The 14,541-nt window shown below is 41.3% G+C and carries 17 protein-coding genes and 1 tRNA gene; all 18 read left to right on the top strand.

The genetic code is table 11. The annotated features are described in order from the left end of the window. The first annotated feature begins 50 nt into the window (after positions 1-50). Positions 51-1,637: a DEAD/DEAH box helicase gene (locus tag IGI42_RS15155; protein ID WP_438716705.1), complete on the top strand. Its 1,587-nt coding sequence runs from the start codon at positions 51-53 to the stop codon at positions 1,635-1,637. After that, positions 1,637-1,831: a hypothetical protein gene (locus IGI42_RS15160; protein ID WP_438716706.1), complete on the top strand. Its 195-nt coding sequence runs from the start codon at positions 1,637-1,639 to the stop codon at positions 1,829-1,831. Before IGI42_RS15155 ends, IGI42_RS15160 begins: the two co-directional genes overlap by 1 nt. Positions 1,832-1,866: 35 nt before the next feature. Then, positions 1,867-2,292: a hypothetical protein gene (locus IGI42_RS15165; RefSeq protein ID WP_438716707.1), complete on the top strand. Its 426-nt coding sequence runs from the start codon at positions 1,867-1,869 to the stop codon at positions 2,290-2,292. Positions 2,293-2,316: 24 nt separating this feature from the next. Then, positions 2,317-2,481 (top strand): hypothetical protein, encoded by a 165-nt coding sequence (locus IGI42_RS15170; protein ID WP_438716708.1) that lies wholly within the window; start codon positions 2,317-2,319, stop codon positions 2,479-2,481. Positions 2,482-2,519: 38 nt separating this feature from the next. Continuing rightward, a complete protein-coding gene (locus tag IGI42_RS15175; protein ID WP_438716710.1) occupies positions 2,520-3,098 on the top strand; it encodes a WDGH domain-containing protein in 579 nt (192 codons plus the stop codon). A 32-nt stretch (positions 3,099-3,130) separates the two neighbouring features. Further along, positions 3,131-3,421, top strand: a complete 291-nt coding sequence (locus tag IGI42_RS15180; protein WP_438716325.1) for a hypothetical protein — start codon at positions 3,131-3,133, stop codon at positions 3,419-3,421. A gap of 371 nt (positions 3,422-3,792) precedes the next feature. Beyond that, positions 3,793-4,002 (top strand): hypothetical protein, encoded by a 210-nt coding sequence (locus IGI42_RS15185; RefSeq protein ID WP_438716326.1) that lies wholly within the window; start codon positions 3,793-3,795, stop codon positions 4,000-4,002. 177 nt (positions 4,003-4,179) lie between these two features. Continuing rightward, the gene (locus tag IGI42_RS15190; protein ID WP_438716711.1) at positions 4,180-6,447 is read left to right on the top strand and encodes an AAA family ATPase; all 2,268 of its coding nucleotides are present in this window, start codon (positions 4,180-4,182) and stop codon (positions 6,445-6,447) included. A gap of 228 nt (positions 6,448-6,675) precedes the next feature. Beyond that, entirely contained in the window at positions 6,676-7,071 is a 396-nt protein-coding gene (locus IGI42_RS15195; protein WP_438716712.1) for a RusA family crossover junction endodeoxyribonuclease, read from the top strand. Then, positions 7,068-7,292 (top strand): hypothetical protein, encoded by a 225-nt coding sequence (locus IGI42_RS15200; protein WP_438716713.1) that lies wholly within the window; start codon positions 7,068-7,070, stop codon positions 7,290-7,292. Before IGI42_RS15195 ends, IGI42_RS15200 begins: the two co-directional genes overlap by 4 nt. Before the next feature lie 2 nt (positions 7,293-7,294). Next, the gene (locus IGI42_RS15205) at positions 7,295-7,792 is read left to right on the top strand and encodes a hypothetical protein (RefSeq protein ID WP_438716714.1); all 498 of its coding nucleotides are present in this window, start codon (positions 7,295-7,297) and stop codon (positions 7,790-7,792) included. Positions 7,793-8,019: 227 nt separating this feature from the next. Further along, positions 8,020-8,079, top strand: a tRNA-OTHER gene (locus tag IGI42_RS15210). A 156-nt stretch (positions 8,080-8,235) separates the two neighbouring features. Beyond that, complete coding sequence (locus tag IGI42_RS15215; RefSeq protein ID WP_438716715.1) at positions 8,236-8,772, top strand: terminase small subunit; 537 nt, start codon at positions 8,236-8,238, stop codon at positions 8,770-8,772. After that, entirely contained in the window at positions 8,753-10,108 is a 1,356-nt protein-coding gene (locus IGI42_RS15220; protein ID WP_438716716.1) for a terminase, read from the top strand. The genes IGI42_RS15215 and IGI42_RS15220 overlap by 20 nt, the downstream gene beginning before the upstream one ends. Before the next feature lie 3 nt (positions 10,109-10,111). Continuing rightward, positions 10,112-11,680: a capsid protein gene (locus IGI42_RS15225; protein ID WP_438716717.1), complete on the top strand. Its 1,569-nt coding sequence runs from the start codon at positions 10,112-10,114 to the stop codon at positions 11,678-11,680. 110 nt (positions 11,681-11,790) lie between these two features. Continuing rightward, positions 11,791-13,599 carry a phage minor capsid protein gene (locus tag IGI42_RS15230; protein WP_438716718.1) on the top strand — a complete coding sequence of 603 codons (1,809 nt, stop codon included), beginning with the start codon at positions 11,791-11,793 and terminating at the stop codon, positions 13,597-13,599. After that, on the top strand, positions 13,592-13,768 hold the full coding sequence (locus IGI42_RS15235; protein WP_438716719.1) for a hypothetical protein: 177 nt from the start codon (positions 13,592-13,594) through the stop codon (positions 13,766-13,768). Before IGI42_RS15230 ends, IGI42_RS15235 begins: the two co-directional genes overlap by 8 nt. A gap of 161 nt (positions 13,769-13,929) precedes the next feature. After that, a complete protein-coding gene (locus IGI42_RS15240; protein ID WP_438716720.1) occupies positions 13,930-14,538 on the top strand; it encodes a hypothetical protein in 609 nt (202 codons plus the stop codon). The last annotated feature ends 3 nt before the right edge of the window (positions 14,539-14,541 follow it).

Here is a 14,541-nt window from a genome sequence, read left to right on the forward strand (position 1 = left end):
AGCTCCTAAACGTTTTTCTTTTATTCTACACGATTGGAAGTGTTTTACAAATGAAACTTAGACCTTATCAACAGGAAGCACGAGAAGCTATCCAGCAAGAGTGGGAAGGCGGTAAGCGGCGAACGCTGCTAGTTCTTCCTACCGGCTGCGGTAAGACAATCGTATTCAGTAAGGTCATCGAGGATCGGGTGAAGTTGGGCGAGCGTGTGCTCGTCCTAGCCCACCGAGGTGAACTGCTAGACCAAGCTTCCGATAAATTAGAAAAGTCTACTGGACTAAAAACAGCAACAGAGAAGGCAGAAGAAACAAGTCTTGGAAGTTTTTTCCGAGTCGTTGTTGGCTCTGTTCAAACAATGATGCGGGAGAAGCGACTTAAAAAGTTTCCTCCTGATTTTTTTGACACTATTGTCGTTGATGAGGCACATCACTGTATAAGCGATGGCTATCAACGAGTATTGAAACATTTTGAAGAATCAAATGTATTAGGCGTCACCGCTACACCTGATCGTGGCGATATGAGAAATCTAGGTAGCTATTTTGAATCATTAGCCTATGAATACACGTTGCCGCAAGCAATCCGTGAAGGATTCTTATCACCAATTAAAGCATTAACTATTCCACTAAAACTAGACCTGACAGCCGTAAAACAACAAGCTGGGGACTTCTCCACACGAGACTTGGGAACGGCGCTGGATCCTTATTTATACCAAATAGCTGACGAAATGGTTAAGCATTGTATGAATCGAAAGACAGTTGTTTTCCTTCCCTTAGTCAAAACCAGTAAAAAGTTTCGTGACATTCTAAACGAACGTGGATTTGCTGCAGCAGAAGTAAATGGAGAGTCCAAAGATCGCGCCGAAGTGCTCGAAGACTTTGACAAAGGGAAATACAACGTCTTATGCAATTCAATGCTATTAACTGAGGGCTGGGATTGTCCAAGCGTTGATTGTATTGTAGTTCTGCGGCCAACAAAGGTCCGCTCCCTATATTCCCAAATGGTCGGTCGTGGGACCCGTTTATATGAAGGAAAAGAAGAATTGCTTTTATTAGACTTCTTATGGCACACGGAACGGCATGAGCTTTGCCATCCAGCACACTTGATTGCCGAGAATGAAGAAGTGGCTAAGAAGATGACCGAGAACATCGAAGAAGCTGGTTGTCCAATCGATATCGAGGAGGCTGAGGTAACTGCCGAAGCGGATGTTGTTGCTCAACGTGAGGAGGCTTTAGCTAAGCAACTGGCAGAAATGCGCAAACGTAAACGCAAGTTGGTTGATCCGCTGCAATTCGAGATGTCTATTCAAGCCGAGGACCTATCCAGCTATGTTCCGTCATTTGGTTGGGAAATGGCACCGCCGTCTGATAAACAAGTTAAGTCACTTGAAAAGCTAGGTATTTTACCTGATGCAATCGATAACGCCGGTAAAGCTGCTATGATGCTTGATCGATTAGCTAAGCGCCGTGATGAAGGATTAGCAACTCCTAAGCAGATTCGCTTATTAGAGCAACGCGGATTCAAGAATGTCGGTATGTGGAAGTTCGACAGCGCCAGCAAGATGATTAACCGTATTGCTGCAAATGGATGGCGGTTACCTTCAGGTGTTATCCCAGGTGAGTATAAGGAGGGAACTGAATAATGAGTGGAGTTTTGGAAGTAATTACTCAAATTCTCATCGCTGTACTTTTCTACTGGGTCGGGTGGACAAGGTGTCATCGTAAATTCTGCCAGACCTATAAGTCAGCGCTAAACGAAAGCAAATTGAACGAAGCAGGTAGCTACAATCAAGGTTGGCTGGATTGTCTTGAATACTTTATGGATTTAATCGGTTAACGGAAGATAGTACGGACTCAGAAAGGACGAAAACGATGGATAATGATCGAGAACAGCGATGCAAACAAGCAAATGAATTGATCCAGCTAATTGCGTCTACAGGTTGGAAATTCTTTAATTACGAGGGAAATGGCGGCTTTATCGGGTATTTTGAGATAAAAAAAGGAAGAACGTATTTCATTGATGGCTATACGAAGAAAGCAATATACGCATACACAAATAAATTTTTTCACTACAAATTTACACAGGGCGGTACTATGCAAGCCTTGATTTTAGATATTGCTGAATTTATTAGAACTGGTGAGGCAACAAATGCAAAGAATGGTTATGGCGGTATTTATTGCGACCACTGGGGGTATCCAGCCGAAGCGATGTCTAAAATTCAAAAGAAAGCCAAAGAAATTGGATTTACAGATAGCCTTGAAAAGGATTTAGACAGACATGACTATATTGTTGAATAGTCGGTTAACGAAAGGTGTGTATAAATGAAATTCAAAGTGGTTCTCACAGACGTTGTTGAATATGAAGTAGAAGCCGCATCAAGGGACGAAGCAATTAAATCAGCTATATACAGCCCACTTTACGACACTTCTGAATCAATAAAAAAGGTAAACGAGAAATCTACTTGCGTTTGCGAGGAAGTGGATTAACGAAACAAAGTATGGAAAAAAGAAAAGAGGAATTTTAAATGAATGAAGTAAATTTGGCTCCAGAAATGAATGAAATAATCAAAGCTTATAGGGATACGGATCTGATTGCAACAGGAGATATCTCTGATACTCACCACACCTTTGATGAATTGTATGAGCACAGATGTTTATTGTTTTCAGTAATATGCAATTTGTTCCCAGATAAAGCATGGAAATCAAAGCTTCATGATGATGGAACAATGTTTGATGGCATGTTTATTGTAGGTGTCGAGACTCCTTTGGGGATGTTCACTTATCATTATGAATTAAACTGCTGGGATATGTTCCATGTTACAGAGTTAGAAAAAGGTCATCCATGGGACGGACACACACCAAAAGATATTGTGCGGCTTAACTCATTACTGGATTCAACTAATAAATCAGAAAAAAGGATTGATAAAGCCTTAGATATAGCCTTCGAGTGGTCGCGAATTGATGGCGATCATCACAAAATGTGGGCAATTGACCAGATGGTTCGAGAGTTAACTGGGGAAAATTACGAAGAATGGGTTTCTACCTACGAAAGCGGCGATAATGGCGAAAAAGAATACGAGTGGGATGCAGGGATTGCTCCATGATCGACGGAAAGTAAGGAGTCGAGGAGAAGAAAATGAAACTATATATGGTTAAAACTGATAGGGATAGAACTTTAATGACAGAGAACAAAAAGCAAGCCTTAAAAGATTTTGACAGAGAAGTTGATTATATAGAATCTGACGAGATTGATATAGATGATCGCTTTGTAAATCTGCTTGAGATTGATTTATATGATTTTGGAGAATCTTACAAAAAAGATTCTGACATAGATATTGACGATTTGATTGATGACAGTGCAGAAGTGATAAAAAATCAGTATTGGGTTTTGAATGATGAAGGATATGCGGAAAGAGCTTGTCAATGAAAAAGTAAATTAACTATTAGTGCTGTAAGCGACGCTGAAAAGAAAGCTTACTGGAAAAAAGTTTCACTACATTAACCAAAGAAAGTGAGGAATGCTAAGTGAACGAAAAGGAATATTGTGAACGATGCGATTTATACACTATGCAGTTTCAAGATCCTGAACCGGATGAAGTTGAATCAGATACTAATTGTGAAGTTTGGTGTTGTCCAGTTTGCGGAACTTGGGAGGTTAAGAAATGAAATACAGAAAAAAACCAGCAATTAGGACGTAAATGGCTAACCAGCACGATTGAATTTTTATGGAGTGATCAGGAGATCGATGATTCTTCGAAGGAAATGAAAATCCATTAATCAATACGAGGAGGAGCATTTATGCCGGAACTAAGAATAGAATGCAGATATTGCGATAACCCGATGTCACCAAGAAATTGCGATGGAGATTTAGTATGCAGCAATTGCGGTGCTGAATGGGCAGCCGCTAAGTGTGTGATTGAAGTTTCTGACCTCCAATTGGAACGAGAGCGCCGAGAACAAGAAGAGTATGACCAGTGGATAATGGCCCAAGATGATTATTGGGAGTGATTCCATTAACCACGAGAAGAACGGAGTGAGTGAATGAAAGAGATATTACTTGTGCTACTAGGTGCCGTAATCGGCATAATCGGGTTAATTGTCCTTGCATTGCTTTCAAGTGGCAAGATCGATGATCGAATAAATAATAGGGAATGAGATATCTAGTAATAAGGAAGGAAAGAGCATGTGGAAAGTAAATTGAACTTATCAGAGCTATTAGAATACGTTGACCCAGCAATGCTTGACTATCAAGAGTGGGTCAACGTCGGTATGGCTCTGAAACATGAAGGATATACGGCATACGATTGGGACCAATGGAGCCTTCGTGATAGTGCCCGTTACCATGAAGGAGAATGTTACAAAAAGTGGGAGTCCTTTCTAGGAACAAATTCTCCTGTCACTGGTGCAACAATTACACAACTAGCAAAAGACAATGGTTGGCAAAGCCAAAGTCACTACTATGATGGAGAAGACGGCGACAGCGTTATTGGGTGGAACGACAGCTTTGTTCCGGTAGACGTAGACAAAGGCTATCAATTTGTTAAAACTGATTGGGTTATGGGAAAAGAAATCAAGGAGCCGACCAACTGGAGTCCATCGCAGGAACTTATCAAGTATCTTGAAGCGCTTTTCAGTCCGGGGGAAACGATCGGCTATGTGAATGATGGTTACTTGAAAAAGAATGGCGAGATTGAGAAGTGGCTACCTAAAGCTGGCGTTTATACCAGAACGGCTGGTGATCTTATTGAAGGTCTTAGACAGTATAAAGATGATATTGGTGCCGTCATGGGCGATCCTAACCCTGCTTGCGGTGCATGGATTCGATTCAACCCATTGGATGGCCAAGGTGTAAAAAATACGAATGTGGTCGATTTTCGTTATGCTTTAGTAGAATCTGACAGCATGAGCATTGAGCAACAGCACGAAATCATTCGGGAGTTAGAGCTCCCAGTCGTTGCACTGACTCATAGTGGTAGCAAGAGCCTTCATGCGATCGTCAAAATTGATGCGATCAATTACCCACAATATCAAGAACGAGTTGACTACTTATATAAGATAGTAGAAAAAAATGGTTTGAAAGTGGATAAGCAAAATAAGAACCCGTCACGCTTAACTAGATTACCTGGTTTTATCCGCGGCGATAAGAAGCAATTCTTAGTCGCTACAAATATTGGTAAAGGATCCTGGGAAGAATGGCAAGAATACATTGAGGACATGAATGATAATTTGCCTGATCCAGAAAGCCTAGCCGATTTGTTCGAACAAGACATTCAACTAGCGCCAGAACTGATCAAAGGGGTGCTGCGGCAAGGTCATAAGATGCTGATTGCTGGTCCTAGTAAGGCCGGTAAGTCTTTTTCACTTATACAGCTGGCGATTGCGATTGCTGAAGGAAGAAAGTGGTTTGGGTTCAATTGTGCCCAAGGTAAAGTGTTGTACGTCAATCTGGAACTGGATAAGGATTCGGCAAAAATGCGGTTTGTGGACATCTACAAAAAAGTGAACCAAGGACATGATAACGTTGGGAACATTGATATCTGGAACCTACGGGGAAAAACGAGTCCAATGGATAAGCTAGCGCCCAAACTGATTCGCCGTGCTCAGAAGGAAAATTATATCGCAGTAATCATTGATCCGATTTATAAGGTGCTTACTGGCGATGAAAATAGCGCACATGAAATGGCAAACTTCACCAACCAATTTGATAAGATCGCAACTGAACTGAATTGTGCTGTGATCTACTGTCACCATCACAGTAAAGGATCGCAAAATGGCAAGAATTCAATTGACCGATCAAGTGGTTCAGGAGTTTTCGCACGAGATCCAGATGCCATTCTTGATCTGATTGAGTTATCTGTTACCGAAGATCGGTACATGCAACTTGAAAATGAAGCTATCTGTCAAACTTACTTGAAGGCAATCAAGGCTTATGCACCGACTTATGATGATATCAGTTTGGATGACACTTTCAGTAAAAAGCAGATGAGCCACCACTTGATGACGGCTATTAAGTCACAAGATATTCTGAAACATATTGAATCAGAGCGTGTTAAGGCTGTGGAAGCTGCGAAACAGGCTACTGCTTGGCGAATTGAAGGAACATTACGAGAATTCCCACGATTTAAAACGGTCAATGCCTGGTTCAAGTATCCACTCCACGTGTTGGATGGTTCGCTTCAAGACATCAAACTGGAAGAAGATTCGAAAGAGAAGTGGAAGAAGGGAACGCAAAAGGCAAACGAAAGCCGCAGCGACAAGGCCAAAAAGGAGTTGGAGGAAGCATTCAATATGCTTAGTGAAGATGGTAGCCCAGTAGAGGTCAATCAGATAGCAGATTATTTAGAGGTAGCACGGAACACGGTTTACTCTCGGGTAAAAAAACATGAACTATTCTCAGTTGAGGGTGGTTACCTAAGTAAAGTAAAAAAAGAAACAGTTGTCGAATCTATTTAGGTCAGACAAGAGCCGACAAACAATAGTATCCGGTAATGGTCTAAATAGCTTCGACTGGCTTCGACAATGTTTTAATTGTTGTCGTACCGCTGTCCGCTATTCTTGTCTACTCTCCCTTTACAAGGGATAGAGTAGACAAAAGAATACAGCGAGACAAATGGGGAGCTAGGAATCAAGAAAAAGAATGGTGTATACCAATTATAAAATAACGGTAAATGAGGTGTTTTGATGATAGAGTTTTTTATGCACATGATCCCGCCAGAAACCACCCAACAACAAAAGAAAGTTTCTGTCGTAAATGGTAAGCCTAATTTCTATGAACCATCAGATTTAAAAAAAGCTCGATCGAAACTAATGGCTCATCTAGGTAAGCATACTCCGGATGAAAGATTTGTCGGTGGTGTCCGCTTAATAGTGAAGTGGTGTTTTCCAACAACAGCAGGGCATAAGAACGGTGAATATAAATGGACTAAACCAGACTTGGATAATAGCAATAAACTTCTTCAAGACTGTATGACTAAGCTAGGATTTTGGAAAGATGATTCATATGTGGTTAGCTTAATCACTGAGAAGTTTTGGGCAGACACTCCGGGAATCTACATACGAATCGAGGAAGTCGAATGAATTGGGAAATATTTTTTCAAGATATTCACAAGTGGATGCAGGCTTCAAATGAAATCAGCAAGAAACATCCTATTACCACAGATGAGTATTGGCACTGGCTAGTCGGCACAATCGGATTGATCGGAAATCGTTACAACAATCATCCGTTAGTGATTAAAATATTGTGTGCGTTGATGGAGTTTCAAGAAGAAAATTATAAATTAGCAGCAGGGAGGAAGTAAGTTTGGAAATCCAAATACATGAATTATCAGAACCTCAATTAGAGGAGTTATCCGATAAAATAGTTTCTAAGATTATGAACGCACAGGATAAAAAAAGAAAAGCTATTCGAAGTAACGCTTATCACAATACTATACTGCTGCTGAAAAACTATAAGAAATTAAAGAAGCATTGTGAAATTGTAGAGAATCAAGTCGAAGAAGAATTCACCACTATGTGGAATGACTGGCGGTTTGATATTGATAGTCTTTTAGAACACAAAGCTAAAACAGCAAAACTAATGAAACACGTTGATCATGCGTTAGAAGAATTCAAAAAAGAAAATTTCGAAGACTATGAAATTATTCAAATGAAGTATCTTCTCCCAAGGTGTTTTTCTGATGAATTCATTGCGAGTCATATAGATGTTGACCGTACTACTGTAGGAAGAAGAATTAAAAGAGCGTCAAAAGAACTTGCTGTGATTCTTTTTGGCATTGATGTAGTTGTTGACTGGATGTAATGCACGTTTCGTGCACCACAATGCAACAATTGAAATGTTAATATGATAGCGTAGAAATTTAGCCGACCACCTCAAACGAATTGAACACCAACTAAAAACTGTCTGGCATGACTACTCCTTTAACATATAGCGATTTAGTAAGAGGTGGAAAGCTATTAGGTAGCACATAATACATTTAAGGAGATGAAACACTCCTTCCTGTTAATTTCGACATGCTGCCTTGTCGTGGACCTTTAGCTCAATGGGCTATGACAGCAAGGTCGCAGGTTCGATTCCTGCAAGGTCCATTAGCAACCGAGGTGTAGGGTGTGGTGCTCAAAGTACACGAGCGAGGCGACTGCTGGCCAATGCTGGTGTCAGTCGGTGTAGGTTGCTGTTACATATAAGAATCAAGATCGCTTATGCGGTCTTTTTGTTTTGTCCAGAAAGAGAGGTGAACAGGTATGACTGCACATCAAGAGAGATTAATTGCTGAACTAACTTCTATAGCTAATGACTTAATGGGGCAATGGCCATTGGCAAGAAATAAACAGAAAAAATTTATCCTAGCTTATGTTGCTAATGGATTTGTGAATGCGAGTGAAGCTGCAAAAAAAGCTGGATATAGCGAAAAGACAGCTAATACGGTTGCTTCAAACATGATGACGGGAATGAAGAAGTATGAACATATTCCTCCGATCATAGAAGAATTGAAAAAAGCTTTTGATGAACGAACTGCAGAGCTTTCAATTGCTAGCGGTACTGAAATATTGCAATACTTGACTGCAGTCATGCGTGGCGAAGAGACTGAGACAATCGCAACTGCTAGAGGAGTCTATCTCGATGTTGATGTAGGTGCTAAGGATCGACTTAAAGCTGCAGAATTACTCGGCAAACGCCATGCATTGTTCATTGATAAAATAGATGTTAATGCAAATGTATCAACTGAAAAGTTTGATGATATCGTTAGGCAGTTAGGTGGTGAGGGCCTTGACGAATAGTTTCCCACTATCGCCTAAGTACGTTGATTTTGTCAATACTGTCGATAATGTAGACGCTGATTTCTTAGAAGGAACCACAGCAGCTGGTAAAACGACTGTTGGAGTCGGCGTGAAGTTTATGCGTATGGTTAGCCGAAGCAAGAAAAGCTTCCACGTTATCGCAGCGAAGACGACAGGGGTTGCTGAGAAAAATATCATCCAGCCGGATAACGGGATTTTGGACATACATCCCAAAGCAAAATATTACGGCAATGGTGATCGGGACAATAAAATCCCGCATATCAAATTTGAAGGTAAGATCATCTATGTGCTAGGTTATGACAACAAATCAAAGTGGCTGCTGGTGTTAGGTGGCCAATACGGCTGTGTGTACATTGATGAGATCAATACCGCAGACATTGAGTTTGTCCGAGAGATGTCAACTCGGAACGATTATTTGATGGCAACTTTGAATCCGGATAATCCTGCGCTTCCTGTTTATAAAGAGTTTATAAATCGATCACGACCGTATAAGAAATACGCCGAGGATGTCCCAGTTGAAATAATGAAAGATTTAGTTGAACCAGCAGTGCCTAAGTGGCGCTACTGGTTTTTTCGCTTTACAGACAATGCAAGCTTGACTCCGGAAGACATTGAGAAGAAAAAACGATCCGCACCACCAGGAACCAAATTGCATAAGAATAAGATTCAAGGCCTACGTGGTAAAGCGACCGGTCTTATTTTTGTTAACTTCGAAGCCAGCAAACATGCTGTGAAAAGCGGATATGTCAAGCAGCAGGTTATGGATCGGCACCTGAGTTTCGTGAAATTCACTGGGGGCTTGGATACAGCTTACTCAGCAAACAGCCCGGACACGATCGCAATGATTTTTCAAGGGATCACGGATAAAGGCGTGCTTTATACACTGGACGAGCAAGTTTACAACAATGCAGAATTGCAGGTTCCCATTGCACCATCGGATACGGTTCACCGTTTCATCGATTTTCTAGAAAAGAATCGAGCTACTTGGGGATTTGCTAAAGATGTGTTTGTGGATAGCGCCGATCAAGCAACAATGACTGAGCTGAACAAGCACAAGCGGCAGCACGGTTCGATTTATAACTTCATCAACGCATATAAAAAGACAACGATCATCGATCGACTGAACCTGCAGATCGGATGGATTGCTGAGGGTTGCTACTACGTGTGTGACCACTGCAAACACCATCTGCTTGAGTTAGACACCTACAGTTGGCAGGAAGATAAAGACGAGCCAGAAGATGGCAACGATCACACAATCAACGCTAACCAGTACGCTTGGCTACCGTATAAACATTTAATTGGCCGAAAGGAGTAGCTGATGGGATTAATGGACAAAGTAAAATACAGCATTCGAAAGTGGTTGAATATCCGTGAAGGTCAACCAAATCTAATCGAAATCACTGAATTATTGAATCGAGAACAAAATATCGCAAAGAATCGGATTTGGTACCGTGGCGATTCTTATGAGCTTGCGCAGCTTTACAAACAGATCGGCAACAGTTCAGTTGGGTTAACCTTCTGGGGCGCTAGATCCACACCTGGCATGGAGATCCGAAAGATTCATACCGGTATCCCTGGACTTATTATAGATCGGTTAGTTGAGATTACACTAGCTGATTACAATGATCCTGATTTTAACGAGAACAAACAGCATAAGGACCTTTGGGAGAACATCGTGAAGGAAACGAACTTTGAGAACCAACTGGAACGAGCGCTGAAGGAAGTTTTATATGTAGGTGATGGTGCGTTTAAGATTTGTTTTGACCCGATTGTTAGCGATTATCCGATCGTTGAATGGGTCCCAGGCGATCGAGTCGAGTTTGTTTATCAGCGAGGAAAAGTCCGAGAGATCGTATTTAAGACATTCTTCTCAGAGAAAAACAAAAACTATACGTTGTTGGAACACTATGGATATGGATATATCACCAATGAACTCTATCATGACGAAACACCGAAAGATATTAAAGCTACACAATTCACCGAAAGCCTACAGAATTTCACTTTTGAAAAAGAACTTATTTTAGGGGTTCCGCTAACCATTTACGAGAGTGCCAAATGGGAAGGTCGAGGTCAATCCATCTTTGATCGAAAAATTGATTCGTTTGATGCACTGGACGAAGCTTGGAGTCAGTGGATGGATGCGTTGAGAGCCGGCCGGACCAAGCAATACATTCCGGAATGCTTTTTACCGCGTGACCCTAATACGGGCATGGCTATGACGCCTAATTCTTTTGATAACCGCTTTATCAAAACTGACACCGATACAAGGGAAACAGCTACCAACCAGATTGATATCCAGCAAGCGGCTATTCCACACGACAGTTATGCTGCAACCTATGTGACTGCGCTGGATCTGGCGCTACAAGGCGTGATCTCTCCTTCAACTCTAGGGATCGATGTGAAAAAACTAGACAACGCAGAAGCTCAGCGAGAAAAAGAGAAAGCGACTCTCTATACGCGTGCAGCAATCATTACCGCAATGGAGAACTTTATCCCACACCTTATTTATATGACGATCAATTCTTATCTAGTCATGCAAAAGAAACCGATCGAAGATGTGGACGTGAGTATTCCGTTTGGTGAGTATGCGAATCCATCGTTTGAGTCTCAGGTAGAAACGGTCGGAAAAGGTAAGATTCAAGGAATCATGAGTATCGAGGCTGTTGTTGAGGAATTGTATGGCGATTCTAAAGAGGATGAGTGGAAGCAGGAAGAAATTGCCCGGCTTAAGAATGAACAAGGAATTGCTGATTTTGAAGAGCCAACCCTGAACACTGAGTTGGGCGGGTTCACCATTCCGGCAGCAGAGGGGGCGAATAGCGATGATCGTAACAATCGGCAACAAAGCGTACCAAATGAGCCGCAAGGAAGCGAACCAGCTACTTAAGATCGCCTCCGAGCAAGTGCCCTTTGGCGTTTATGCGGTTGAACAAGTTGGTAAGCTTTCGTTAGAGAATATTCATTGTAAAAGCCTTACTCAGCTGAAGCAGAAAAAGCGTGAATTCAGGAAAGCCGGCTTCAAGGTATACGCTAATGGATTATGACGTTGGCCGTGCTTTTTCAAGAATTGAGCAAGAACTTATTGATTCGATGATGCGGAACATGAAGCGGCACCGACTTGAGGAGATTGATTCCGATCAAGAATGGGCACAGTGGCAGGTTGCCCAATTACAGGAACTGCAAAAGTTCAAGCAACTTAATTCTAGGAAGTATAACAAGCAATTTAAGGAAATCAATCGGAATATTCGGAACGCCATTATAAAGGCAAGAGCAACTGGCGAAATGACTGAAGAGTTAGCAATCCTCGAAGCTTTACAAAAAGGATTTGTTACACCTAAACGCCCAAACGGAATGTCTGGCTCGTTCTTTAGAATTAATGAACGAAAGATGAACACACTACTAAATTCTGTTGAACGGGACATGAAAAAAGCAGAACATGCTGTTTTACGATTTGCTAATGATCAATATCGGAAGATTATTTTCGATGCTCAAGTTTATGCGAACAGTGGAGCAGCTACTTATGAAAAAGCTGTTGATATGGCAACTAAAGACTTCATGAATCGTGGTATCAACTGTATTGAGTATAAAAACGGCGCTCGTGTAAATATTGCGGCTTATGCTGACATGGCAATACGGACTGCAGCGAAGCGTGCCTACTTGCAAGGCGAAGGCATCAAGCGTCAGGAATGGGGCGTTCACACAGTTATTATGAACAAGCGATTCAACGCATGTCCATTGTGTTTGCCATTTGAGGGTAAAGTCTTAATCGATGACGTTTGGAGCGGAGGTAGCGCAAAAGATGGACCCTATCCGTTGATGTCTACGGCTATCAGTGCGGGTTTGTACCATCCGAATTGTAAGGACATCCATACAACGTACTTTCCTGGCGTTAGCACACCGCCGAACGATCGAAGGAATAAAAAAGCGCTGAAAAAGATCCAGCAGCGGCAACGAATTGAAAATCAGCTGAACCATGCAGATATCCAGAAACGCCGTTTTGAACGGCTTAGTGATCATAGTCTGGATGCAGAAAATAAAGAAATAGCCCGACAGAAAAAACAAGCTTGGGAACAGATCAGCGAGAAGAACAGCAAACGTCTTGAACAATTCGAGGAAAAAGCTAACCTGAACCTACATGAAAGTGAATATAATAGGTTTTTAGAAGGGGTAGACATAGATATTACGCCAGAAATGCCGTATAATTATATTAAGCCCAATGAGCTCGATGAGCTTGTAGAAGCAGCTGGAAAAATTACTGAGAACGAAACTAAATTTGTTTATGCCAATGAATCACGAACAACCGGATATATTGGCACGCCAAACAGCTTTAGAATAAACAAGGCCTTACGGAAGAACATTGCTGACAAATTAGATTCGATCGACAAAGTAACTATTGAAAAATTGGATGCATTGTTTACAAAAAATAAAATTGATAGAAATTTGAAAGCTGTACGATATTCAAACCAGCAAATTTTACAATCCGTCATTGATCAAAATGAGATCCTTGCAGGTGTGGTATCTGTTAAGGAGATAGTAGAGCGCATTAATCAGCATCCTGTCCTGTTTGAGAATCAGGGGTATACCTCGGTCAGTCTCCTGCCAAAACAAAATTTCTTTAAGTTCAGTCCGATTAAACTCGAAATTGATATTCCTAAGGATTCACCTGTTTTTGTTACCGAAAACTTTGAAGAGAGTGAAATGATTTTACCTAGAAATACGATTATGGAGTTTCAGTCAGCCGAATTAACGGACCAAAAGCTAATAATACAAGCGAAAGTAAAACAAAGGAGGGGTAACAATGTCTAAGACAAATACGGAAAAGTTATTTGAAGACATGGACAAATTAGGTCTTAAAGATCCATCCCTTGAAGTAAAGAAAATGACCGATGAAGAGCTCCGAATGATGCGATTTGTCGATATGTCTGAAGAAGATGAAGACAAAGTATACAAAGAAATGGTAAAACGCAGTATTTAATAGCACTTAACTATTTGCGGATGGTTGGGTGCTATTTTTATGTGTTAAAAGTCATGAGAAATCATGGCTTTTTTCTTTTGTCCGAAGACGTAAAACTACGTGGAGACACCACGGAAAAACTGAATAGGGAGACACCCTTAAAACTGAAAGGAGACAAAGATATGAAACACGTATTACCAATGAATCTTCAAATGTTTGCTGAGCCGCCAGCGGGGGAGCCTAACCCGGGAGCAGGAGAGCCGCCAGCAAATCCTCAGCAAGCAAACCCTATTACTTTCGATTATGACAAACTTGCTGGTATCATTTCCGGAAAGCAAAACGTGACAGAAGATACTATCTTAAAAAGCTATTTCAAGCAGCAAGGATTAAGCAGGGAAGAAATGGAGCAAGCTATCAGCACGTTTAAGGAACAGAAAGCAGCTAACACACCAGACGTCAATGCTTTGCAAACGCAAGCACAACAAGCGCAGGAATTAGCTACTAAAGCACAATTGGACGCAAAAGCTCAAATGGCTGCAATTCAATTAGGTGTAGATCCTAAAGTATTACCTTATGTATTGAAATTGGCAGACCTATCTAGTTTAACACTTGAATCAAAAGATGAAGATTTTACTAATGCATTGAATAAAGTATTAGAAGATGTTCCAGCGCTAAAAAAGGAACAAACCGCTTCAACTGGTTTTCAAGCTGTAGGTTCGTCCGGTCAATCACAAGGCCAAACAGCAGCAGAAGATCAACTCGACCGAATTTTCGGCGTGAATAAAAAATAAGGA

The sequence above is a fragment of the Enterococcus sp. AZ109 genome, assembly GCF_051714625.1.
GTDB lineage: Bacteria > Bacillota > Bacilli > Lactobacillales > Enterococcaceae > Enterococcus_A.

What these genes read in the sequence shown, in the direction of transcription:
- IGI42_RS15155 (WP_438716705.1), top strand. Translation starts at nt 51, where the DNA reads ATGAAACTTAGACCTTATCAACAGGAAGCACGAGAAGCTATCCAGCAA.
- IGI42_RS15160 (WP_438716706.1), top strand. Translation starts at nt 1,637, where the DNA reads ATGAGTGGAGTTTTGGAAGTAATTACTCAAATTCTCATCGCTGTACTT.
- IGI42_RS15165 (WP_438716707.1), top strand. Translation starts at nt 1,867, where the DNA reads ATGGATAATGATCGAGAACAGCGATGCAAACAAGCAAATGAATTGATC.
- IGI42_RS15170 (WP_438716708.1), top strand. Translation starts at nt 2,317, where the DNA reads ATGAAATTCAAAGTGGTTCTCACAGACGTTGTTGAATATGAAGTAGAA.
- IGI42_RS15175 (WP_438716710.1), top strand. Translation starts at nt 2,520, where the DNA reads ATGAATGAAGTAAATTTGGCTCCAGAAATGAATGAAATAATCAAAGCT.
- IGI42_RS15180 (WP_438716325.1), top strand. Translation starts at nt 3,131, where the DNA reads ATGAAACTATATATGGTTAAAACTGATAGGGATAGAACTTTAATGACA.
- IGI42_RS15185 (WP_438716326.1), top strand. Translation starts at nt 3,793, where the DNA reads ATGCCGGAACTAAGAATAGAATGCAGATATTGCGATAACCCGATGTCA.
- IGI42_RS15195 (WP_438716712.1), top strand. Translation starts at nt 6,676, where the DNA reads ATGATAGAGTTTTTTATGCACATGATCCCGCCAGAAACCACCCAACAA.
- IGI42_RS15200 (WP_438716713.1), top strand. Translation starts at nt 7,068, where the DNA reads ATGAATTGGGAAATATTTTTTCAAGATATTCACAAGTGGATGCAGGCT.
- IGI42_RS15215 (WP_438716715.1), top strand. Translation starts at nt 8,236, where the DNA reads ATGACTGCACATCAAGAGAGATTAATTGCTGAACTAACTTCTATAGCT.
- IGI42_RS15225 (WP_438716717.1), top strand. Translation starts at nt 10,112, where the DNA reads ATGGGATTAATGGACAAAGTAAAATACAGCATTCGAAAGTGGTTGAAT.
- IGI42_RS15235 (WP_438716719.1), top strand. Translation starts at nt 13,592, where the DNA reads ATGTCTAAGACAAATACGGAAAAGTTATTTGAAGACATGGACAAATTA.
- IGI42_RS15240 (WP_438716720.1), top strand. Translation starts at nt 13,930, where the DNA reads ATGAAACACGTATTACCAATGAATCTTCAAATGTTTGCTGAGCCGCCA.